The 24,576-nt window shown below is 47.5% G+C and carries 17 protein-coding genes; 14 read left to right on the top strand and 3 right to left on the bottom strand.

Annotation, left to right across the window (positions count from 1 at the left end; translation table 11 throughout):
- Positions 1–163 precede the first annotated feature (163 nt).
- The 14 genes from O59_RS08505 (at position 164) to O59_RS08440 (ending at position 18,764) form a co-directional block, all read left to right on the top strand.
- Positions 164–2,146, top strand: coding sequence for a vWA domain-containing protein (locus tag O59_RS08505; RefSeq protein WP_157152515.1), 1,983 nt, complete (start codon positions 164–166; stop codon positions 2,144–2,146).
- Between the two features lie 5 nt (positions 2,147–2,151).
- Positions 2,152–2,643, top strand: a complete 492-nt coding sequence (locus O59_RS08500; protein ID WP_040391775.1) for a GNAT family N-acetyltransferase — start codon at positions 2,152–2,154, stop codon at positions 2,641–2,643.
- Positions 2,644–2,786: 143 nt separating this feature from the next.
- Positions 2,787–3,254: a Dps family protein gene (locus O59_RS08495; protein ID WP_040391772.1), complete on the top strand. Its 468-nt coding sequence runs from the start codon at positions 2,787–2,789 to the stop codon at positions 3,252–3,254.
- A 458-nt stretch (positions 3,255–3,712) separates the two neighbouring features.
- Positions 3,713–6,598, top strand: coding sequence for a TonB-dependent receptor (locus O59_RS08490; protein ID WP_232283054.1), 2,886 nt, complete (start codon positions 3,713–3,715; stop codon positions 6,596–6,598).
- Between the two features lie 100 nt (positions 6,599–6,698).
- Positions 6,699–7,433, top strand: coding sequence for a SapC family protein (locus tag O59_RS08485; RefSeq protein WP_007641562.1), 735 nt, complete (start codon positions 6,699–6,701; stop codon positions 7,431–7,433).
- 22 nt (positions 7,434–7,455) lie between these two features.
- Positions 7,456–8,964: a tryptophan halogenase family protein gene (locus O59_RS08480; RefSeq protein ID WP_040391768.1), complete on the top strand. Its 1,509-nt coding sequence runs from the start codon at positions 7,456–7,458 to the stop codon at positions 8,962–8,964.
- A gap of 24 nt (positions 8,965–8,988) precedes the next feature.
- Positions 8,989–9,699, top strand: a complete 711-nt coding sequence (locus O59_RS08475) for a DUF6445 family protein (protein ID WP_007641553.1) — start codon at positions 8,989–8,991, stop codon at positions 9,697–9,699.
- A 156-nt stretch (positions 9,700–9,855) separates the two neighbouring features.
- A complete protein-coding gene (locus tag O59_RS08470; RefSeq protein ID WP_007641551.1) occupies positions 9,856–10,872 on the top strand; it encodes a cupin-like domain-containing protein in 1,017 nt (338 codons plus the stop codon).
- 90 nt (positions 10,873–10,962) lie between these two features.
- Entirely contained in the window at positions 10,963–14,925 is a 3,963-nt protein-coding gene (hrpA, locus tag O59_RS08465; RefSeq protein WP_007641549.1) for an ATP-dependent RNA helicase HrpA, read from the top strand.
- A 149-nt stretch (positions 14,926–15,074) separates the two neighbouring features.
- Positions 15,075–15,458, top strand: a complete 384-nt coding sequence (locus O59_RS08460; RefSeq protein WP_040391766.1) for a hypothetical protein — start codon at positions 15,075–15,077, stop codon at positions 15,456–15,458.
- The gene (locus O59_RS08455; RefSeq protein WP_007641545.1) at positions 15,458–16,300 is read left to right on the top strand and encodes a DUF692 domain-containing protein; all 843 of its coding nucleotides are present in this window, start codon (positions 15,458–15,460) and stop codon (positions 16,298–16,300) included. Before O59_RS08460 ends, O59_RS08455 begins: the two co-directional genes overlap by 1 nt.
- 1 nt (position 16,301) lies before the next feature.
- Positions 16,302–17,042 carry a DUF2063 domain-containing protein gene (locus tag O59_RS08450; RefSeq protein WP_007641543.1) on the top strand — a complete coding sequence of 247 codons (741 nt, stop codon included), beginning with the start codon at positions 16,302–16,304 and terminating at the stop codon, positions 17,040–17,042.
- A gap of 139 nt (positions 17,043–17,181) precedes the next feature.
- Positions 17,182–18,231, top strand: coding sequence for a porin (locus O59_RS08445; protein WP_007641541.1), 1,050 nt, complete (start codon positions 17,182–17,184; stop codon positions 18,229–18,231).
- A gap of 77 nt (positions 18,232–18,308) precedes the next feature.
- On the top strand, positions 18,309–18,764 hold the full coding sequence (locus O59_RS08440; protein ID WP_007641539.1) for a hypothetical protein: 456 nt from the start codon (positions 18,309–18,311) through the stop codon (positions 18,762–18,764).
- A gap of 89 nt (positions 18,765–18,853) precedes the next feature.
- On the opposite strand, the gene O59_RS08435 is transcribed toward O59_RS08440, so the two are convergent.
- The 3 genes from O59_RS08435 to O59_RS08425 all read right to left on the bottom strand — a co-directional run bounded on the left by O59_RS08435 (position 18,854) and on the right by O59_RS08425 (position 24,309).
- Positions 18,854–19,579, bottom strand: a complete 726-nt coding sequence (locus O59_RS08435; protein ID WP_040391763.1) for an energy transducer TonB — start codon at positions 19,577–19,579, stop codon at positions 18,854–18,856.
- 234 nt (positions 19,580–19,813) lie between these two features.
- Positions 19,814–22,501 (bottom strand): TonB-dependent receptor domain-containing protein, encoded by a 2,688-nt coding sequence (locus O59_RS08430; RefSeq protein WP_007641536.1) that lies wholly within the window; start codon positions 22,499–22,501, stop codon positions 19,814–19,816.
- Between the two features lie 128 nt (positions 22,502–22,629).
- Positions 22,630–24,309 (bottom strand): hypothetical protein, encoded by a 1,680-nt coding sequence (locus O59_RS08425; protein WP_007641535.1) that lies wholly within the window; start codon positions 24,307–24,309, stop codon positions 22,630–22,632.
- Between the last annotated feature and the right edge of the window lie 267 nt (positions 24,310–24,576).

Below are 24,576 nucleotides of genomic sequence, written 5' to 3'. Positions count from 1 at the left end.
TGTTGTTTGCATTTTTTGAGTGCTTTCAGTGAATGGATTTTTTCATAAATGGCGAATCGGGGTGGAGCTGCTATAACTAATGGCAATATGGCCAGTAAACGGCACTTTATCTTGGCATTCTCAATATCGGCGCTCTTAGCTTTTTGTTTTGGTGGAAATACCCATGCGACAGGTTCTTCATTATTTATTGCTCGGTTGCACACTGTTCTCCGCAGTGTGTGATGCCAGTGAAATTACTGCCCCTAAACCGGCCGATGTGCGGGTGGTGATTGATATATCGGGCAGTATGAAAAAGACTGACCCCAACAATTTACGTAAACCCGCCGTGGATTTGATCGTGCGTTTGTTACCGGATCAAAGTAAAGCAGGGCTTTGGACCTTTGGACAGTCGGTCAATATGTTGGTGCCGCACCGTGTAGTTGACTCCCAATGGCGCGAAGAGGGAGCAAAAAAAGCGAACTCAATTAACTCGGTGGCGATGTTTACCAATATCGGTGGTGCCTTGGAGGCAGCGGCAGCAGATCACGCAACGGAATCCAGCGCTTACCAGCGCAACGTTATTTTGCTTACCGACGGTGTTGTCGATATCAGCAAAGAGGCGGTGGTTAATCTCAACGAGCGCAAACGCATCCTCACCGAATTATTGCCGCGCTTAAAAGCTTCTGATTACCGTATCCATACCATTGCGCTTTCTGCTGATGCTGATCAAGAGCTGATGAAGAAACTGTCCATCGCCACCGACGGCATTTTTGAGGTGGCCGATACCGCCGATGAGTTGATGGCGACCTTCCTGCGTATTTTTGATCAGGCCGTGCCTGCCGAACGGGTTCCGTTGGATGAAAATGGTTTTTTAGTCGATAACAGCATTCAAGAGTTTACCGCGCTGATTTTTCGGCGCGCCGAAGTTCCCGCTACGGTGATTATTGCGCCTGACGGTAAAGAGTATTCCGCGACTGACCCTGCTAACAATGTTAATTGGTATCGCACCGACAAATATGACCTTATCACTGTGCAGCAACCTGTGGCTGGCCAATGGAAAGTAAAAACTGACATGGCACCGGGGAGCCGCGTGACTGTGGTGAGTAATTTACAGTTGGTGGTGCAGCCGCTTAAAAGCAATATCAAACTCAATGAAACTATTGATATCGCCTATTCGTTTATTGCCAATAATGAAACGCTCACTAATACCGAATTCTTGAGTTTATTGACCGGTGAGGCGTTTGTGACTCCCGCAGCAAGCAAGGAAACCAAAACCCATACCTTGAACAAACCGGCTGCGGCCAATGGTGTCTTCTCTGATCAGCTGGAGGGTTTCACTACCCAAGGTGCCCACGATATTAAGATTCTGATTGATGGTAAAACCTTCAAGCGTGAGTTTATCCATCGGGTCAATGTGAGTGATTCTGCGTTCCGCGTTGAAAAGCGTATTGATGAGCAGGGCGATAAAAAAACCTATGTGTATAAGTTGATTGCAGATCTTGAGATTGTTGATGTGGCAAGCACCAAGGTAATGGCAACGATTAAAAACTCCAAGGGTAATAATCTGGAGCGTGAACTGAATGCGATTGAACAATCCCAATGGGAATTTTCCTTCGCGCCAGCGGAAACTGCGCGTTACACAATCGCCATGCAGGTAACGGGTACCCAGATCGATGGCAGCCCATTGAGCGAGACAATTGCGCTGGATGATTTTGCCTACCCGGATGAGGCCGCCGTCTTGGCTGGTCAAGTGCCTGCCAGTGAGGCGAGTACAGAGTCGTCTTCTGCTAGCAGCGAGGCAGCGCCAGTAACCACTGATACATCCGCCGCCGCGGACTCATCCAATACCTGGGTATATATTGCGATTGTTGCAGCCAATTTGTTGGTGCTTGTAATGGGGTTTGTCGCCTACAGGGTTATCGCCGGCAAGAGCCACAAAGCAGAGCTGGAAGAGATGGAAAAGACCTTGAATATGTCACCCGATAGCCTTAAAAAAGCCACCGCAAAAGACACCCCGGCAGCAATGGATTCCGGCGGTAATAGTGCGGGTGAGATGGCGATGGATAGTGGCGGGGGAATGGATTTATCCATGCCCGATGACCTGATGGCCGACAACCTGTTTCCGTTGGATAATATGGAAGACGATAGTAACAAAGATAAAACTTGATACCCGTGTCCGAATTATTACAAACACCCTCGCCACACTCCGAAATGGTTTTTTGCGCAGAGCAACCTGAGCGTTACGCAGTGGTCGATCGTTTTTACCGCGCTCAGGGTTACAAGGTAAAAACGGCTGCTAGTGAATCCGTGTATGTTATTTACGGGGTTGGGGGAACGGGCGGCCCCACTGAAATCATTGCAGCGGCACGTTATGTCCCCCAAAACTCGGGGCACTTTTGGCTGCGCAATTTGCTGGTTGCCAAAGAGCGGCGCGGGCAGGGGTTGGCGAGTGCGCTGCTGCAATACTCCTTGCCGCTTATTTACCCAAAAGGTTGTTACTGTTTTGCATTGCCGCATTTGAAGGGGTTTTATGACCGTTTGGGTTATGAATTAGAGCCCAATCACTGCCCTACAGATATCCAACAAAAATACCAGCAATACCGTGCACGTGGCCGTGATTGGTTATTAATGGGATATTTAGCCTCAAATCATGGTCAAACCTGATATGCATCGCCATTTGGCAATACCAGCCATAGGCAAAAGCAACTGGTGATGCGAATCATGGAGATTTATCTTATAAACACCCACATGCTCATTTGAGCGATTTTTTAGAAAAACGATTCAAACAGCGATTTAAAGGAGTCACTATGAATATAGATATCGGAATTTCCCAAGAGCACCGCGAAGACATCGCCCACGGTCTGTCCAGAGTATTAGCCGACACCTACACGCTCTACTTGAAAACCCACAACTTTCACTGGAACGTCACCGGGCCAATGTTTCAAACCTTGCACTTAATGTTTGAAACCCAATACAACGAGCTGTCCTTGGCTGTTGACCTTATTGCTGAACGTATTCGTTCCCTGGGTTTCCCGGCTCCCGGCACTTACAAGCAGTATGCAGAGTTGAGTAGCATCAAAGAGGAAGAGGGCATCCCCGCGGCCAAAGACATGATTCGTTTATTGGTTGAAGGACAGGAGGCGGTGGTCCGCACCGCGCGTTCACTTTACCCCTCAGTGGAAGCTGCGAGCGATGAAGCGACCGCAGACTTGTTAACCCAGCGCATTCAGTTACACGAAAAAACCGCCTGGATGCTACGCAGCTTGCTGGAGTGATCATTCTCCATTTTTGCGCTCCTAAAACCCGGCTTGCCGGGTTTTTTATTGCCCCAAATTCACTGCGCGCACCTTAAAACTGGCCTTCAGAAAGTATTTTTTGTGGAATAGGGTGCCAATTTTTAGCAAAAAATACTGCTAATCTAACGTTAAAGTTGTTTATTAACTATTTGATAATAAAGGATTATTTTCAGTGTTCGCTTAAAAACACTCAACTCGAACTTCCCACCTTAACCCTAATTAACTAACTCGGACGCCCGAACCTTTCCAACGCGCAACTATAGGCTCGCGTGAATGCCACCTCATGGGTGGCTAGCGTAGGAAAAAATAAGACTAGTGAGTAACTGGCACAAGGTTCTGTGTTTTTGCACAGGCCCCAACGAGAGGCAAGTTACGATAACAATAACGGTTCGAGGATTATGCTCATGCAAAACCCAATCAACTTTAAAAGAAAGATCATGGCTACGGCAGTGGCATCGGTGATGGCAGCTGGTTTCAGTTCAGTGGCAATGGCGCAAGACAATGCCTTGGAAGAGGTCATTGTTACCGGTATTAAAGCGTCGCTGCAGGCCTCTATGGATGTAAAACGCGAAGCAGTGGGTGTAGTCGATGCTATTTCGGCGGAAGATATCGGCAAAATGCCTGATACCAACCTTGCCGAATCCCTGCAACGTATCCCCGGTGTATCGATCGACCGTGTAAACGGTGAAGGTAGCAAGGTAACGGTGCGTGGTTTGTCAGGCGATTACAATTTGGTGACCTTAAACAGCCGTCAAATGCCTGCATCATCATTCGGTACCAGCCGTTCTTTTGACTTCGCGAACCTGGCCTCTGAAGGTGTTTCCGGGGTTCAGGTGTATAAAAGCGGCCGTGCTGATGTGCAATCTGGCGGTATGGGTGCATTGATCAACATTGTCACCCCGCGTCCGCTCAGCAGCCCCGGTTTGAAAGCCGTGCTCGGCGGCAAAGCGGTATATGACGATTCTTCGGTAATGAAGGATGACCTGACTCCGGAAGTCTCCGGCTTGTTCAGTAATACCTTTGCGGACGACACCATCGGTGTTGCGCTGACAGGTAGTTATCAAGAGCGTAACAGCGGCGATCGCAATGCCAGCGTCAGTGACTGGTTTGTGCATGCCACAGATGGTGGCGACTGGGCTGGAATTCCTGCCGAACATCAGCCGGGAGATGGCAGAACCTACGCCATTCCTTCTGAGGTGATGTATTCGGTCAATGAAGTAAACCGTAAGCGCTTGAATAGCCAGTTGACCCTGCAATACCAACCGATAGAGCAGCTAACCGTGACGGCGGATTACCTCTATGTAACCCAGCAAAACGAAGTTAACAATTTTGGTACCGGCTTTTGGTTTACCCGCGATAACGATTTGGACATTGAATGGAGTGATACCAACCCTGCGTATCCGCTGTCTTACACGGAAAACTCGGGTCGTCATGAAATCAATAGTATTGTTAAGTTCAACAAGACCAAATCCAACCTAAAGTCATCCGGTTTAAATGTTAAGTGGGATGCGACTGACAATCTGGAACTGGAGTTTGACGCACACAACTCAACGTCGTTGTCAGGTCCAAACGGCAAGTGGGGTGGTAACAACCAATTTAACTTTGGTTCTATCGATAACTACCGAGTGTCTATGGATTTCTCTGGCAAGTTCCCGGTCATGAATAGAATTGGCCATGAGGATGGCCGCACTAACGTGGCGCCGGATATCTCTCTGATGCAATTGACCAACAACATCTTCCGCATTCAAGAGCAGGATTCCTCGGTTGATGAATATCAATTAAAAGGAACCTATAACTTTGATGATAGCTTTATCGACAACGTCAAAGCCGGTGTAGGTACTAACGAAATCACCAACAAGTATTTCTTCCTTGGCTACCAAGCGCAAAACCAGGGTAGCTGGAGTGGTGTGCAGGGTGAAAACGGTGTTGGCGATATTCCTCGCTCCTACTGGATTGTAGATAAGCTATCTAACTATTTTGATCACGATGCCACGAATGGCGCTAACTTCCAAAACAGTTTTGTCCGCGGTAAATGGGACGAGCTGTTGGCCGTCGGCGCAGACCTTTATGGTTCAGATACCGGTCACTGCATCAGAGCCTATTGCACCACTCGGGACCCTGCCTTGGCGAATGACGGGTTGGACGATCAAACCACGGTAGAAACGTCAGATTTTGCCTACTTACAGTTTGGTTTCAAACCTGAGATTGCCGGTATGCCTGCTAATTTGGCGGTAGGTGTTCGCCATGAGACTACGGACGTCGAATCAACCGCTTACGTGTCTGCCTATACTCCCTACATTCGCTGGAACAGTGGTAACGAGTACTCCCTGATAGCTAATGGTAGTGAGTACGGTGTCACCACCGGTAGCTACTCAAAAACCTTGCCTAATTTGGATTTTGATATAGCGCTGACCGATGACATCAAAGCGCGCGCATCATTTAGCAAAACGATTTCTCGTCCAAACTACAATGATCTCAAGGGTGGATTTGTGTGGGGCACAGCGCCGCGCGTCAGCATGGGTTCTGCCTCCGCTGGCGATCCTGACCTGAACCCAATGGAGTCAACCAATTTCGATCTGTCTGCTGAATGGTACTACGCTGATTCAAGCTATGTATCTCTTGGATTCTTCAAGAAAGACGTTGTGGATTTCATTGGTAGCAGTGCGCCTGTCACTATCACAGACAGCGGCTTCCATACTCCAGTCGGTGGGCCACGTTGGAACGCGGCGGTTGCAGCGGTGGGTAATAACCTGACGGCAATTAACGAATATATTGTTGCTAACTATCCCGGTAGCGTGGATGCGGCAAATAACCATGTATTTGCATTGCCCGAAGATCCAATTCTGCCTTTTGAAGTGACTCGCCCAATCAACAATGAAGATGTTGCCATTGATGGTATCGAGATCGCTGTGCAACATAGTTTTGGTGAGTCGGGTTATGGTTTCCAGGCTAACGTTACCAAAGTGGATTCCGATACCGAATACAACAATGTATCCAAGGCTAGTCAGTTTGCGATTTATGGTTTGAGCGATTCAGCCAACCTGATTGGCTTCTACGATAAGGATGGCCTGCAGGTACGTATTGCATACAACTGGCGTGATGATTTCCTCGCCGGTGGCGGTGGAAACCCACGCTACACTGAAGCCTATGGTCAGGTGGATGCGAGCGTGAGTTACGAGCTTACTGACAACCTGACTTTGTCACTTGAAGGTCTAAACATTACCAACGAAACCACGCGTCAATATGGCCGTCATGAGAATATGACGTTTAACTATATTGAAACTGGTGCTCGTTACAACCTGGGTGCTCGTTACAGTTTCTAATTATTAGCTGCTGTAACGCAACCAAAAAAGCCGCTGGTAACAGCGGCTTTTTTTACTGGATTTATCGAGTCACTGGAAAAAATAATGACGGGGATTACGTATGCCTAATTTTGTATTGCTTAATAATGTCGCCCATAAAAATCTCTGTGTTATTCGAGACTATGCTCCGCACTATGGCGACAACGAAATGTCCGCAGTCACTTTTCCGCAGGAGTTTCGCGCCATTCAAAATGAATATCCCATTTTCTTCCGGAAAAATCCTGAGACTGGAAAGTTTCTCACCGTGGCATTGCTTGGCTTGCGCCAAAATGAAAATCTTTTTTTGTCTGATAGTGGATGGGATGCACAATATATTCCAGCATCGGTAAAAAGACGGCCATTTCTGATTGGAATACAGCCTCCCAGGCCAGATCAAGATGATAACCAGCCAAGCCGGATGATGTATGTAGATATGGATAGCCCGCGGGTCAGTGAAACCCAGGGTGAGCGGGTTTTTTTACCGCACGGTGGCTACTCACTTTTTTTGGAAAAAATGGTTGCTGTGTTGGAATACATTCAATATGGCACAGATTTGAGTGAACTTTTTATCACTGAATTATTGAATTACGATTTGCTTGAAGTGGTGACTCTTGATATCACTTTAAAAAACGGTGAGCGTAATAATTTGACTGGCCTGTATACAATTAATGAAGAAAAGTTGAGCGCATTGAACGGGAGTGTTGTGGCTGAGTTACACAGTAAAGGTTATCTGGAGTTTATCTATATGCTATTGGCTTCCCATTCCAACGTGATGAAGTTAATCGCACGTCTTGAAACCCGGCTTCAGAATCAATAATCGATGCACTGTGGTACACGCGATGAATTATCTAACAAAAGTAAAAAAAGTAGTTATTGTCGGTGGTGGTACAGCGGGCTGGATGGCTGCTGCATCCTTTGCCAAGCTGCTAGGGAAAAGTGTCGCGGTTATATTGGTTGAATCCGATGAGATCTCCACCGTCGGCGTGGGAGAAGCTACGGTACCTCCGCTGATTTTATTGAATCGTTATCTGGGTATAAATGAACAGGAATTGTTGACCTTCGTTAAAGGTACGATCAAGTTAGGCATCTCATTTGAAAATTGGAAAAACATAAACGACCGCTATATTCACTCCTTTGGTCATACCGGCAAAGATACGTGGGCTGCGAGCTTTCAGCATTTCTGGCGCAGAGGATTGGATATTGGCGTGGATGATCCATTGGGTGATTATTCCCTGGAATATGCAGCTGCATTGCACAATAAATTTGCCCATATGTCGAACCCACCGTTGACCTATGCCTACCATATTGATGCCGGTTTTTACGCTAAATTTTTGCGTCGTATCGCTGAAAATGCGGGCGCTCTCCGCATTGAAGGCAAAGTAGAAAACGTGGTTTTGGACGATTCCGGGTACATCAAAAATATTCGTCTCGCATCCGGTACTGTCGTTGAAGGTGATTTTTTTATCGACTGTTCTGGCTTTCGTGGTTTGTTGATTGAAGAGGCATTGCATACGGGTTATGAAGATTGGTCGCATTGGTTGCCCTGCGATAGCGCGATAGCCGTGCAAACCGAATCAGTGCGTGAACCGGTTCCTTATACACGTGCGATTGCGCATCACGCTGGCTGGCAGTGGCAAATTCCGTTGCAGCATCGCGTTGGCAATGGTTTTGTTTATTGCAGCCAATATATGAGTGATGAAGACGCCAGAACTCTGTTGCTGGAAAAAATTGATGGACAATTGATCTCAGAGCCGCGAGTCATAAAATTTAAAACGGGCCAACGCCTCAAACACTGGAATAAAAATTGTGTGGCCTTGGGGTTGGCGAGTGGTTTTATCGAGCCGCTGGAGTCCACAAGCATTCATCTTATCCAGCGTGGTATTACCCGTCTCATTCAAATGTTCCCGTATGATGGTATTCGTGCGTGTGATATGGATGAATATAATAACCAGATGAAAACAGAAATATTAACAATCAGGGATTTTGTGATAATGCATTACCATTTAACCGAGCGCGAAGACAGTGGATTCTGGCGTTACTGTAAAAATATGCCTATCCCGGAATCGCTTGAGCATCGCATACGTTTGTTTAGGGAAACCGGGAAATTATTTGTTGAATCACCCTATAAACTTTTTGCGGAGTCATCCTGGTTGCAAGTAATGGTGGGTCAGGGGTTGGTGCCGGAGCGCTATCATGCGGTGGCAAATGAGATGACAGACGCTGAGCTGAAAACGTTTTTAAGTGATATCAGAAGTCAGGTAAAACACAGCGTTCAAAAAATGCCAGGGCACCATGATTATTTGCAGTATTACTGTAAAGCTGCTGTGTGGGGTGATGCGTGTGAATAATGAGGCGAAACAATACGGAATACTATGACGACCGATAATTTTTTACCGCCGTTGCACGCTAATTTCCGTTATCGCATCGATCATGTTGGCAATGAAAAGCGCCCGGTATTGGTTGTGGATAATTTTTTACACCAAGCAGAAGCCTTGGTGGGTTTTGCGGTGAAATACGGCCAGTTTCGCCCTGGTGTTGATTTTTATCCCGGTATTCAGTCAAAGGTGCCGGAATTTTATGCTGCCGCGCTTGCCACACATTTGCGCGATATTATTAGTGATTGCTTTAACCTCTCGCCGGAACAAATCGAATATTCCCAATCTATTTATTCCATGGTGATGACGCCACCGGAGCACCTGAGCGTACCGCAAGCGCGCCCGCATGTGGATAGTATCAAGTCCACTAAACTCGCTGCTGTGCATTACTTGTGTACTCCGGACAAGGGTGGAACCTCGTTATATCGCCACAAAGCCACCGGTTTTGAGCGCTTGGATGAAACGCGAATGCCGCTCTACAGCGATTTTTTGGCGAAGGAAGAGCAAGACCCCGTTTGGCAAAAGCGATACATTTGCGGGACTAATGACTACTACGAGGAGATTGCCTACTACGAGGCGAATTTTAATCGCCTGATTATCTATTCTGGCGATGTTTTACATTCCGCCTCCATAGCACCTAATTTCAATTTTACGGCTAATCCCCTTGCCGGGCGTTTGACCCTGACCAGTTTCATCTACTGCAAATAGTGGCCATCCCTTAATGTCGAGGGGCGCCCATGATCCATATCAATTGTGTTTGGCGACTATTAGTGGTCAAATTCGCTGTGCTATTACAATAACCGCGGTTGATAAAACGGCTTATCAAACCTATTCGCCAGTTGTAACTAACAAGAAGAATTGACCATGCTCGACATCCCAACGACAGTAAAAGAAGTTCAGGGTATAGACCCAAACAATATACCTGCAGAGTTGCTCAGCGGTAACCAGCCCCTCGTTCTCAAGGGTATTGCGCGCGACTGGCCTCTGGTGCAGGCTGGTTTGAAGTCCCACGAGGCGGCTGACGCCTATCTGCGCCCGTTTTACAGCGGTAAAACCGTAGGCGCGTTTTTTGGTCCGCCGGAAATTCAAGGCCATTATTTTTACAATCAGGATATGACGGCGCTGAATTATGTGGCTGACCGCGTGCGGCTGGATACTGTGCTTGACAATATTCTTGCCCACAAAGATGACGCTTTGCCGCCTACATTTTATGTAGGGTCAACTACGGTGGATGTCTGTTTACCGGGTTTTCGTGCGCAAAACGATTTAAAGATCCCGCAGGAAGATAATCCACTCGTGAGTATCTGGATTGGCAATAAATCGCGTATTTCCTGCCATTTTGATGCACCCGATAATCTGGCCTGTAATGTGGTGGGCAATCGTCGGTTTACTGTTTTTCCGCCGGAGCAAGTGGAGAATCTTTACCCGGGCCCGTTGGATTTTAATCCCGCTGGGCAGCAAATTAGCCTGGTAGATTTTGTAAACCCCGACTTTGAGAAGTTTCCGCGCTTTCGCGACGCCATGGCGGCCGGGCAGGTGGCGGAACTTGAACCGGGTGATGCGCTCTACCTTCCCAGTATGTGGTGGCACCATATAGAAGGGCAGAGCTCGCTGAATGTGCTGGTGAATTACTGGTGGCGAACCGCGCCGGACTTTGTTGGCCCTGCCGTCAACGTGTTAAAACACGCTATTTTGAGCATTCGCGATTTGCCCGAGCGCGAAAAAGCGGCGTGGAAAGCACTGTTCGATTTTTATATTTTTGGCGATAACGACCGCCCGCGGGAAAATATTCCACCTGCTGTACAGGGGTTGTTGGCCCCGGTGGATGATCTCAAATCCCGCCAATTGCGCGCCTGGCTGATCAATCGTTTGAATCGTTAACCAGCAGCGCTGTATTATCCACTGCTTATTTACTGACGCGCTGAATCCACGTCGCGTCAGCTAGCAGGAAGTGCAGTGCGCTGAGTTAATATGTCGAATATTTGGTCAAGTTATAAACAATCTATTGTTGATGTCATGGGGCCGGACCAGTACAAACTGGTTCGCCGCCTCAATGAAATTGAAAAACTCGCCCGCGCGGAAAAACCCTACGCCGAATCGCTGGAGAAATGGCAGGCTCAATTAGCCCGCTCGCAAGCCACTGTGCAGCGCCGCAAAACACTGGTGCCTGAACAAATTGAGTTCCCCAATTTACCGGTTTGTGAAAAACGCGAGGAAATCGCGCAGATTATTGCCAATAATCAGGTGGTAGTGCTCGCTGGTGAAACCGGTTCGGGCAAAACCACCCAAATCCCCAAAATTTGTTTGACAATTGGTCGTGGTGTAAAAGGTTTGATTGGTCACACCCAGCCGCGTCGCATTGCAGCGAATACAGTTGCAAATCGCATTGCGGAAGAACTAAAAACCACCCTCGGTGAGAAGGTGGGCTATCAGGTTCGCTTCAGCGATCAGTCCAATGAAAATACCCTGATCAAAGTCATGACGGACGGGATTTTGTTGGCCGAAATCCAGCATGATCCTTTTCTTAATAAATACGACACGCTCATTATCGACGAAGCCCATGAGCGCAGTTTGAATATCGATTTTCTGCTCGGTTATTTAAAACAACTGTTACCGAAACGCCCCGATTTAAAATTAATTATCACCTCAGCGACTATCGATCTCGAACGCTTCTCGCAACATTTCAACAATGCACCCATCATTGAGGTTTCTGGCCGCACTTATCCGGTTGAAGTTTGGTATCGCCCACTCTATGAATTTGAGGGCAGCGATGAGAGTGAAAACGAACCGGATCAATACGCCGCGATTGTTGATGCGGTGCACGAAATTGAACTGCATGAAAAAACCGGATCAGGCGCACGTGGTGGCGACATACTGATATTTTTGAGCGGCGAACGCGAAATTCGCGAAGCGGCGGAAGCGTTGCGCAAAGCACAATTTGCGCACATGGAAGTGATTCCCTTTTATGCGCGTTTAAGTTTGGCCGAGCAGCAAAAAGTATTTGCACCGCACACTGGGCGCCGAATTGTGTTGGCGACTAACGTGGCGGAAACCTCGATCACTGTGCCGGGAATTCGCTATGTGATTGACCCGGGTTTTGCGCGTATCAGCCGCTATTCGTATCGCACTAAAGTACAGCGATTACCGATTGAACCCGTCTCGCAAGCGAGTGCCAATCAGCGCAAAGGTCGCTGTGGTCGTGTCGCAGAAGGTATTTGTATTCGCCTGTACAGCGAGGAGGATTTTAATTCGCGCCCAGCGTTTACCGATGCAGAAATTCTGCGCACCAACCTCGCTGCTGTTATTTTGCAAATGCTGCAATTGCGTATGGGCGATATTCATAAGTTTCCCTTTATTGATGCGCCGGATCATCGTTTGATTAGCGATGGTTTTAAACTGCTGGAAGAGTTGCATGCGGTAAACACCAAAAATCAATTAACACCCGTGGGGCAACAGCTGAGCAAATTGCCGCTTGATCCACGTTTGGCGCGCATGCTGTTATCCGCACAGGAGCAGTCCTGTGTGCGTGAGTTATTGATTATCGCCAGTGCGCTTTCCGTGCAAGATCCGCGCGAGCGCCCGTCAGAAAAACAGCAAGCGGCTGATCAAATGCATCGCCGGTTTTGGGCTGAACATTCGGACTTTCTTGGATTTGTAGGGGTGTGGGATTATTTTGAAACCCAGCGGCAGGAACTCTCACAAAACCAGTTGCGCAAACTGTGTAAGAAAGAATTCCTTTCTTACTTACGCTTGCGTGAATGGCGCGATGTGCATCACCAATTGTGCGTGGCGGTTAAGGATTTGGGAATTCGTGTGAATAGCGAGCCTGCAAACTATGAGTCCATTCATAAAGCGTTGTTAACGGGTTTGCTCGGCAACCTTGGTTTTAATCACGAGGAGCGCGAATATTTAGGCGCGCGCAATCGAAAGTTTTCTATTTTCCCCGGTTCGTCCTTAGTGAAAAAAACGCCCAAATGGATTATGGCTGCGGAACTGATTGAAACCTCCAAGTTATTTGCGCATACCGTTGCCAAAATAGAGCCTGAGTGGATCACGGCGGCGGCCGAGCATTTAATCAAACGCCAACATTTTGAACCGCACTACGACAGCCGTAGCGGGCAGGTGATGGTGTTTGAAAAAATCACGCTCTATGGTTTAACCATTGTGGAGAAAAAGTCCGTCAGCTATAGCCATATAGACCCTGCGCAATGCCGCGAGGTGTTTATTCGTGCCGCGCTGGTGGAAGGGCAATACGATCAACACCCCAAACGCAAAAGCCTGCGCAATAAAAATCCTGAAACCGATTTTTTTGCGCATCAATTACAATTACTGGCCGAATTGGAAGAGCTGGAATCCAAAGCGCGTCGTCGCGATATTGTGGTAGATGAGCAGGTGATTTTTGATTTTTACAATGAGCGAATTCCTGTTCATGTAGTTAACCTTGCTGGGTTTGAGGCATGGCGCAAAAAAGCGGAGCAGGAAAAACCCAAGCTATTATTTCTCACCCGCGAAATACTCATGCGCCACGGCGCGGGCGATATCACCCAAGCCCAATTTCCCAATGAATTGGAATGGCGCGGCATGGTATTTCCATTGAGCTATCACTTTGAACCTAATCATGCGTTTGATGGTGTAAGCATCCATGTGCCGATGAGTGTTTTGCATCAAGTGCCAGAGCAGCGCTTGGAATGGTTAGTGCCGGGTATGCTGCGTGAAAAATGTATTGGTTTGATTAAATCCCTGCCCAAAAACCTGCGTAAACATTTTGTACCGGTACCCGATGTGGTGGATAAAATTCTCGCCACACTTGCGCCTGATAACAAACCACTCAGCGAAGCGCTCACACAGCAGTTAAAACGGCTAACCGGTGTTGATATACCCAAAGAAGCTTGGTTAGAAACCAGTGTGGACGATTACTACCGCTTTAATATCCACGTGGTGGACGACAAGGGAAAAATTATTGCCAGTGGGCGTGACTTGACACCGCTGCGCGATAAATACCGCGAGCGAGTGCAACAAAATATTCAATCGGCCGCCACCGATATCGAACGCGATGGAATTATTGCGTGGGATTTCGCCGAACTTCCGCAAGCTATTCAGCTGCCGCGCGGTGGCATTAGTATTCGCGCTTATCCTGCATTAGTTGATAAACAAACTTCGGTGGCGCTGCAGGTACTGGATAACCCTTTGCAAGCACTGGATTTAACCCAGCGCGGCATAACGCGGTTGATTTTTTTAGCGCTGAACCAAACTGTTAAATACTTGCAGAAAGAATTATTAAAAGGGCAAGAGGTTGCGCTCACGCTAGCGGGCATTGGTAATCGCGATCAGGTAGCGGATGATTTAATCATGGCGGCAATTAAACAATTAGCGCTCGCCGATCAACAACATTTGCCCCGTAGTCACGCGGCGTTTGAGGTGGCGGTAAATCTCGTCAAGGATAAACTCATCCTGCAAGCACAAGAACTCGCCAGCCAATTAATCGCCAGTTTGAAGTTATTGGTGGAAATTAAAAAGCAGCTTAAACAGCAAAAAAATATGCTAATGCTGGCATTCACCATCAGCGATATCAATCACCAATTAACCCAGTTGTTTTATCCCGGTTTGGTATATAAAACCCCGGCACTGTGGCTGCACCAATACCCCAAATATATGCGGGGGATCCAGCAGCGGTTGGAAAAGGCGGCACTCAACCCGCAAAAAGACAAACTGCAATTGGCCGAGGTGGGGCCCCATTGGCAGCGGCTGGTGGATTATTTAGCCAAGGAGGGGGATTATCGCCTCGCGCAGAATAGCGAGCTTCTGGATTACCGCTGGTGGATCGAGGAGCTGCGTATTTCGCTTTTTGCACAGACCCTGAAAACCCAGATACCGGTCTCAGATAAGCGTTTGGATAAACAGTGGGAGCAGGCTATGCTTGTGGCTCAGGGTTAACCAAGGGGTGCACCAAAAAAATCTGTAACAAATTCGCGGTAGCGGATTCTATAGTGCAACCAGTCGCTAGAGTTGGTTAGTTCATTTGGTGATTGTCCATTCCGGTTATTGCCACTTTTATCCAGGTATTAATACAACGGAGTCTTTTTATGAATAACAAAATATCTTCTATGTCTGCATTAATGGGTGTTGCATTTGCTGCTTCTGCCACGCTTTCACCCCTGGCTTCTGCGAATACCAGCTTTACCGCCACTTCACTCAATGCCGGTTATACCTTGGCTGATAACCATGCGGGTAAAACCGAGGGTGAGCACAAGTGCGGCGAAGCAAAGTGTGGTGCTGAGCATAAAAAAGCCGATGGTGAAGGCAAATGCGGTGAGGGCAAGTGCGGCGCCGAGCATAAAAAAGCAGACGGTGAAGGCAAATGTGGCGAAGGTAAGTGCGGTGAAGGTAAGTGCGGTGCCGATAAAAAAGCTGCAGGTGAAGGCAAGTGCGGCGAAGGTAAATGCGGCGCGGATAAAAAAGCAGAGTAATGAGCCAGTTGTTACCCACAAATTATGTGGCTCCCATCTCCGGTGCAGGTTTGGGCCTGCGCCGGAGTTTGCTTGATACCCTTGAGCAATCCACGCCTGATGACATCCAATTTATGGAAGTTGCACCGGAAAATTGGATTAATCTTGGTGGGCGTCTGGGTAAAAAATTCCGCCGTTATACTGAACGTTTTCCGTTTGTGTGCCATGGCTTATCGCTTTCTATTGGTTCACCTGCACCGCTAAATACCGAACTATTGCACGCTATAAAAAAGTTGATGCAAGAACATGGTATTCGTTATTACAGCGAACATTTAAGTTATTGCTCTGACGATGGTCAGCTATACGATTTGTTGCCTATTCCATTTACGGAAGAGGCTGTCGATTATGTTGCTGCACGCATTCAGCAAGCGCAGGATATTTTGGGGCAACGTATTGCGATAGAAAATTCATCCTATTATTGCGCACCGCAACAAGAGATGAGTGAGAGTGAATTTATTAATGCGGTAATTAAAAAAGCGGATTGTGCGCTGTTGCTGGATGTTAATAATATCTACGTGAACAGTATCAATCATCGCTATGATCCCTTTGAGTTTCTGGCCAGTTTACCTGGTGAGCGCACAGCGTATATTCACATCGCAGGGCATTATGAGGAGGCTGAAGATTTACGGGTAGATACACACGGCACAGCAGTCATTGACCCTGTATGGGCGCTGCTTGAAAAAAGTTATGCGCTCTTTGGTGTAAAGCCCACCCTGCTCGAACGCGATTTTAATATTCCACCTTTACCTGAATTGATGAGTGAATTGGATTTCATCAAACAGCGCCAGTCACAATGTTTGTAACATGAAATCCTTTCAGCAAACTCAAATGGATTTCGCCCGCTATTTGCGCGCACCGGATGAATACGCAATACCCGCCGCGATGGAAGCGCGACGCATGGAAATTTATCGCGATCTGATTTACAACAATATTGAAAATTTAGTCGCCGGCGTATTTCCGGTATTGCGCTCATTGCTGAATGATGAGCAATGGCATGGCTTGGTACGGCAATTTATCCAACATCACCGCTGTCAAACCCCTTATTTTTTAGAAATCAGCGAAGAGTTTTTACAGTTCCTTACCCAGTCCGCCCATTTGTATCCTGAATTGCCTTTTATATGTGAATTGGCGCATTACGAATGGGTTGAATTGGCACTGGATATTAGTGAAGCGCAACTGCCAGAGTACAAATTAGCTACAAATGATATTTTTGCCGCCAGTTTTTGTGTGTCTCCCTTGGCGATTGCATTGCATTATCAGTACCCCGTCCATAAAATTTCCCCGCGTTTTAAACCGATACTACCTGAACCGGTAGATTTGGTTGTCTACCGTAACAGCAGCGATAAAGTTTGCTTTATGGCTGTTAATCCCATGACTTTGCGTTTACTTTATCTAATGCAGGTTAACCAAGGCTCTTCTTTGAGCGAACTATTGACAATAATTGCCGGTGAGTTATCTCATCCTCATCCGGAGCAATTTACGTCTGATGCTGGGTCGCTTGTGAAAGAGTTATGCGAACTGGGCGTAGTTCACCCAGTGGTGTAATCGGCTATTATTGCGCGCTGTCATAATTCTGTAATCTTAGATTCACATAATGGCAACAACAGTGACACACAAGTGTCATTTTTGACTAACGACCAGTGTTCAGGATTTGAACACATCATCATCTCTAGGAGACGACTCCATGAAAAAATCATTACTGGCCTTTGCAGTGGCCTCTCTTTTCCCAATGGCTGCAGTTGCCGACGTTATTGTTTACGGTAAGGCGAATGTTTCACTTCAGAGCGTAGATGAAGCAGAGTACTCCACCGCAAACGGAAATAATGCTGACGGTACACGAGTAGAATTAGTCAGCAACGCTTCAAGAATTGGAGTTAAAGGCGGCGAAGCGGTTAATTCCAGCCTGAAAGTTATTTATCAGTTTGAATACCAAACGGAAGTTGATGATGGTTCAGGTAGTGGTGGCACTTTTAGCCAGCGCAATATTTACCTCGGTTTACAAGGTACTGCGGGTACTATTATGGGTGGTCACTTTGATACTCCCACCAAAGTTGCCCAGGAAAAAATAGACCTGTTCAATGATTTGGAAGGGGATATCACCAACATTTTCAAAGGTGAAATTCGTGCAAGCAATATTGTGCAATACACAACCCCAACTTTTGGTGGCGGTTTTGCAGGTTCGGTTGCTTATGTAACGGAAGAAAATGATGGAACTACCAAAAAAGATGGTGAAGAAACTGCGGGTGCTTCCGCATCCTTTGGTTATACATCACCCGTGTTCTACGTTGGCGTTGCTATGGATCAAGACGTTGAAGCTAAAGGGGTTGATCTGATCCGATTGGTTGGTCGTTTGAACCTTGGTGCGTTCCAGTTTGGTGTTTTGGTAGAAGACTACGCCGATAAGAGACAAGTTACTTGTGTCGGCGGCGCGACAGCTCCTTGCTATCGTGATCTAGATGAAGATGGAGCATTAGTCTCTGCGCTTTGGAACATCAACGACAAGTGGGCCCTGAAAACCCAATACGGTGATTCCGATGTACGCTGGATTGATGGCGAGGCGGCCAGTATCGGTGTGGACTACAAAATGACCAAGAGCGCGACTCTTTATGGTTATTACACCCAAGTTCAAAATGGTGTGATGGATGTTATTCCCGAAGCTCCAATTACTGATGCTGATCGTGATAATTTCCGCGATGATAGTTACGTTGGTATTGGCATGGATTACAAATTCTAAATCTTGCTTGATTCAAACAAAGGGTGCTTCGGCACCCTTTGTTGTTTTTGAAAGATATACAAAATCGAGGTTAAACAATGAAAAAATTATGCTGCTCCCTGTTAGTAATCTGGCTGGCTACTGGTGGCATATCAGCGGCATTTGCTGAAGAGGAATGTGCGAATGCCGTTGATGCCGCCGATTCAATGAATGTAAATCAAAAAGACTGTGATTATAGTGATAAAGGATTAAATGGCTTTTTGCAAAAAGCCTTTAAAAAAGGCAGCGAGGGTGCGGTACTCAACACATCCACTGAAGTGAACGGTGAGCAAGCGGCGAGTAAGGTTGCAGCTGAAGAAAATATTTCTGCGTCTCGCGAAAAAACAGTATTGAGTGTTGAGGTAGAGCAGTGGGCGAATGTTGGACTGGCTAAAAATCAATTATTACAAAAGGTTATGGAGCGTTGTAGCAAGGGTTTTAATGTGCAGGGTGAAACCTATCGTCCGTTACCTATGGGACGTATAGAATTGAGCTTGGAATACCATTGTTTGTAAATTCTTAATCTGATTTTAGATTAATGATTAATTTTTAAATGAAAAAGGCCGCAACAAGTGCGGCCTTTTTGTTGAGCATTGATTGTTGCTTATTTTTTGTAATTCACCACTGCGATGTAGTGCATAGCGGTGGGAGTGTCTTGTACAAAGCCTGGGATAAACTTCGACTTTTTCAGCGCACTTTCAATATTTGCCGCATCGGATTGTTTGCGCATGGCGGCTTCCAGCGTGCTTACGGTTTCCACTTTGCCATCTGCTTCGATATTTGCCATAACACGTGTCATCTTCCCGTCAGCAAAAAATAACTTTCCATCACCGCGCTCTTTAGTACTGTAATGGGCATACCAGTCGCTAGTGTCGAGCCTTTCTTGCGGAGCGTAGTAGTGGGTACCGTATTTGGCTTGCAGTGTTCCCAGGTTAGGTAGCAACACTATAGGAGCTTGGGTGCCGCCCAGTGAATAAACTACCCGCATCTGCATTCTTACAGGCACCGCTTTGCCATCAATAGTTGCCGGTTCAAAGGTTGATGATTTCAGTGCTGACTCTGTTACTTTCTGCATTGAAACTTTAGGGCTGCTTTCATAACAATTTACGTTGTTAATTAAACCACTGGTGAGCACATCTGCCTGGCAGTAAACCGCAACTGTACGTACACCTTCACCAAAGGAGGTGGGTAATGTGATTTGTTTGCTCAGGGTTTCTTCTGCGTTGCCAAATTTTGCGGGAGTATAAGCAGCTGCGTAGCTCGCTAATGGGGCAATAGCCGCTAACATTACCAGTGAGCGAATCATTTTTTTAAGAATAGTGTTGGTCATAGTGTGCTCCTCGTGAATCATTAATGCGGTTATCTGCACCCTTGTGGGTCAAGATCGCCGTCTTCATGGTTAGATTAGCACCGCACCTAGCACACCAATGTGAATAGTTTGTGACAATTTTGGGTGTAAACAGAAAAAATATAAAAATTTTTAGTTATTTGGAGCGGGATGTTTAAAAACAACAAAGCCACTCGCAAGTGGCTTTGTTGTACCCTGTAAAATCAACCGTTTGTTTTAGAAAGTGTATTTCACTTCCAGACTGACACTGGTGCCTACGTCTTGTTCCAAAATGGTAACGGTGTTGCCATTTGAGTTGGTTTGTTCAAAAGTACGTTTTTCATCGAGAATATTGTCGATTTTCAACTTGGTAGTGAACAACTCTGTGGGATAAAACGAGTAGACAATATTGAGTGAATTAAACGGTTGTTCAAACGCATCGTCGTGACCATTGTTGTTGGAGGCGTAGTAAACACGCTCGCCAAAGAGGTTGTAGGCTAGGGCGACTGTGTGCATGCCGTCATCCGAATCAAAACCCAGCTGACCGTTAAACATATAATCAGATTGGCCGGTCATTTGACGTTTGATATTGGTGAAGCCACCACCTTCTGGTGAAATAATTTCGGAATCGGTCAAGGTCAGGTTACCGGTCACAAAAAAGCCCGCGCCTAATTCTTTCAAGCCTTCAAATTCCAGGCCGGTGATTTCACCGGAGACGGCGTTGTAAAAGGTCAGCAAAATTGAATCGTCCGAACCGGGAACGCGGCTTTGTTCAATCGGATTGGTGATGTCTTTGTAAAACAGCGACAAGGTAAAGTTATCGCCATTGTCGTATACCCATTCGCTGCGTAAATCAAAATGATCTATATCTGATGTTTGCAGACGCGAATTACCTTGTACCTGAATGCCCAGCTCCGGGTCTATGTAGTAAACATCCGAGACTTCACGTAAATCCGGGCGAACCAGTGTTTGAGCAAAGCTGGCGCGAACTTGAAAGTCCTGCGCACCCATAAAACCGGAGTTCATGTAGGTTACAGCCAATGATGGATACCAACCATCATCGCGCAGGGCAAACTTCTGGTCGTCTTCCTGAATTTCATCGATGATTTTGTCGATGCTCTCGCCGCTGTAATCGAGCAAATCAACCGGCAACAAGGCTTGGCGGAAATCCTCGTAACGCGCACCACCGGTGACACGAATGGTTTCATTCCATTTCAAGTCAAACATACCGTAAGCCGCGTCAGTCATTTGTGCAGCGATATAACTTTCGGTGCCCAAGCCACCGCCTACCGTAAATTCAAACGGTGAATTCAAATCAGTGAGCTTGGCATCGGTCAGTACGTTGCCCGGTGTGCCTTGCAATACGCTGGAGGAAACTCCAATGGCGTTGATGTTAGCGGTGTAGCCGTAGTATTCGCGCACTTTGTCGTTGTAGTTATAACCACCTGAAAACGTGATTTCGGTATTGTCGAACAACAGCGGCACAGCAACATCAAAACCATAGTTTTCTACATCGTCAGCCAGTGATAAGAATGAATAGGTGGCAGCAGATGAGGTAGCCAGTATTTGGGTATTGGTCACTTCGCCGGTGAGCGCGTCAATGTTATTGAGGCCCTTGACGGCAGCCTTACCTGGGATGTCGGTTTCTGCGCTGGAATCTGAATACACCCAATCAACCATTACGTCACCCAGCAGGCCGCCGCTGAGTTGATCCAGTTTGTGTTCGCCCAAGAACTGCAACACTTCCAGTGAGCGCTCCTCATAGCGAGTGATGTAATCAACGGTTTGACGACCGTCTTGCGCGCGGTTGCTGGCATCGTGACCGGTTTCAATCTGCGCTTCATCTTCGCGGTTATCAATCTTGTAGCCATTCATTTCCAGATTGTGCATACCCTGGTAGTCGATACCCAAGTTAACTGCGACCAGGTCACTGCGTTCTTCAACGGTACGCTCTGTTTCAGAATAGATTTGGTCCGGGTCGCCGATAGCTTGGCGGCGCTGGTTTTTATTGCGGGTTTCATTATCGTAACTGGCGTTCAGCATCGCGCCGATACTCCAGTCATCGTCGATGTCCCACGCGTTGCCCAAGGCAACACTGGTGCTGACGTCGACGGGGATAGATTTCTTTTCGATTTCGATATTGCGATCGAGGTTGAGCATTAATTCGCGGTTAATAGTGCGCGCTTGGGTCAATTGTTCTGCAGTCGGTGAGCCGCCGTTGGTGTCGATGATGTCGACAATACCGTTGACGTTGACTTTACCCTGATAGATATCGAGTGCTTGATCAATTGCTTTTGGTAAACCGCTGGTTGATCCGCCGCTGCGGTAAGAAAGACCGTCATCGCTGCTTTCGCTGTTCATGCCGGTACCGACGGAGAGTTCAAAGACCAGCTCATCGGGAATGCTTTTGGTGCGGATATCCACATTACCACCGCCAAAATGCGCGGGTAGGTCGGGTGAGTAGGATTTTTGTACTTTGAGGGTGCGCACGATGGATGCGGGAATGCCATCCAAGGGCAACACATTGCGCGTTAATTCTGGGGAGGGCACAGCGGCGCCATTTAGCAGCACGCTGGAGTAGCGTTCACCCAAACCGCGAACATACACATATTGATTGTCGATCAGCGTAATACCGGGTACACGCAGCAGGGCGGTTGCAACATTTGAATCGCCAACGCGGGAGATTTGTTCACTGCCAAGAATGTCAGCAGCGAAGGGTTCTTGCAGGCGTTGATCAACCACTGATTGGGCACCGCTCATCAGTCGCCCAGTCACTAGCATCTCTTCCAATACCGGCGCTTCAATTGCGGGCATGGGAGCTGACATGCCGGTGTTTTCGTTATCCTGCGCAAGGCTGCCAGCAGAGCCAGAGGCAGCAGCAATCGCTAAAAATAAAGTGTGTTTGCGTAAACTATTTGTTTGCATGATCCTGACCTTTTTCAATGCAGTTCATCTGAACGAGAGCGGCGCTAAACGCCTGTGGCTTCAAGAAGAGAGGCGCCCTTAGGCGCCTCTCGTCACTGCCAGCAACCTAGCGGTTCAATTCCCCTGAATTATTCGCTCAGGCCTACAGTCCAACCTTCGGTCCAGTCGCTACCGGCTTTCACGGCACCGATGAAATCAACAGCGGTGAAAAAGCTGCTGCTACCGGCGCTGCCCAGAGCAGGTGCTGCGCCAGCCTCAAACTCGTCTTCCAAACGGGTCACATCGTAGGCAGGAATGCTGATTCCAGCGGCATTACCGTCAGCAAAGGCAGCAGCTGTAATGTAAGCACGGTTGTTGGTAGCAAGGTCTGCGAGGATGGTGACGGGCAAGGTACCAGCAACCGAACCGTTAACTACTACGTTGTTAGCGTTAGGTGCTGTGTTCAGCCAAGTAGCTAAAGAGAAGTCACTATTGGCTGGATTGACACCTTGTTTCAGTGCTTCGGTACAGGCAATGAAGTTGCTTGCAGCAACAGACCAGCCTGCTTTGGCGCCAGCGATGGTCTCTGGGCCTTCAGAGTCGATAATTTCCAGACACTCGTTAGAGCTCATGCCATCAGCACTTGAGGTCACGATAGAGTTGTACATCTCAAAGAAAGCGCCTTCACGGAACACGGGGCCTTCAGAGTCGCCTTTAGATGAAGGTTGATCACCTTGGCCAGCATCTACGTTGGAGGTTAAGCAGGTCAGGTTAGAGATACGGCCTTTGGTCAGCGGCGCTATACCATCACCACGGCCTGAACCGGTGTTGTCGGCTTCCACACAGGTATTTCCGCCAGAAGTTGCTACTGAAAGTGCAAATTGGATATTGCCAGTCCAGCCTTCAGAGAAGTCAAAAGTGTCATCACCCACGTTAACGCCAACAACGTGTTTCAGGTCTACCGCACCGCCAAACATTTCAAAGCCATCATCTTGCGTGGTGTAGGTTTGAACGTATTCGATACGGGTGCCTGAACCAACAGCATTCAGAGTCAAACCATTCAATTCACTGCCTTCTACAACTTCGTAACCAGCATGTTTGATAACGACATAACGCAAGCTGCCAGAGTTTTCAGCATTGTTGTTACCACCGTAAGCGGCCGGGCGACCTTCTGCTGTGGCGTGACAGTTGTGAGGGTTTGCACCGCTTGGCTGACGTTCTGCGTCTGAACATTTATTAGTGAGGCCGTTACCGTTAATTTGTACACCGCCCCACAGACCGCGGTCGGCTTCGGTGCCCGCATTGTCGCGCAGGTCAGTTACTGAGCTGAATACGATAGGTTTGGCTGCGGTACCTTCTGCAACAATGCGTGAGCCACGGGCAATACGCACATAATCTTCCGATGCAGAGAACGCCAGTTTGGCTCCAGCCGCAATAGTGAGGGTTGGGCCTTCACCGTCTTGTGGTACGCGGATGCCAGAAGCGGCGGCACTGGCGTTAACATCTTCACCAACAAAGAGGCTATCTTCAAAAATGTGCAGGCCGTTGTTTGCCAACTCTGGAATAAATAAGTCTTCGGTCAAAGGGCGAGAGTCGCTCACAAAGCTTGCTGCATAAGTACAGTTGCCTGAAGCAAAAATACCTTGGAACACTTGACCGGCAGCGGTGTATTTGGCGCAAGGGTTAACTTCAGCAACTGGGCCACCTTCAACAACGGTGTTGTTAGAGTCGATCACCGTGTTGCTCGGGTTCAAATTAATATCGCCACCGCCACAGGCTGCCAAGGTTGCCGCCATTACATTCAGTGCAAAAATATTCTTCAGTTTCATGAGTTCACTCTCTTCTCAGTTGTCACAAGGGTGTATGGAAAATCGTTGCGCTGTTTTGGTCCCTAGCGCTTAGGTGACGCTATCTTTGATGACAAATGTGAAACTTGGGCGACAAAACGATGAAGCTTTTGTTGCGAAAACATGGCAGAAATATTTCATTGGTGGCGTGGGAGTGAACTGTTTGTGGTGCCAAGGCGAATATAGGCAGCATCGCGAAATGCACCTAAGAGGGGTCACTTAATCTTTTGCAGTTGCTCGTGACACTTG

This window comes from Cellvibrio sp. BR (assembly GCF_000263355.1).
Classification (GTDB): domain Bacteria; phylum Pseudomonadota; class Gammaproteobacteria; order Pseudomonadales; family Cellvibrionaceae; genus Cellvibrio.
This window is presented reverse-complemented; position numbering and strand designations above follow the sequence as displayed.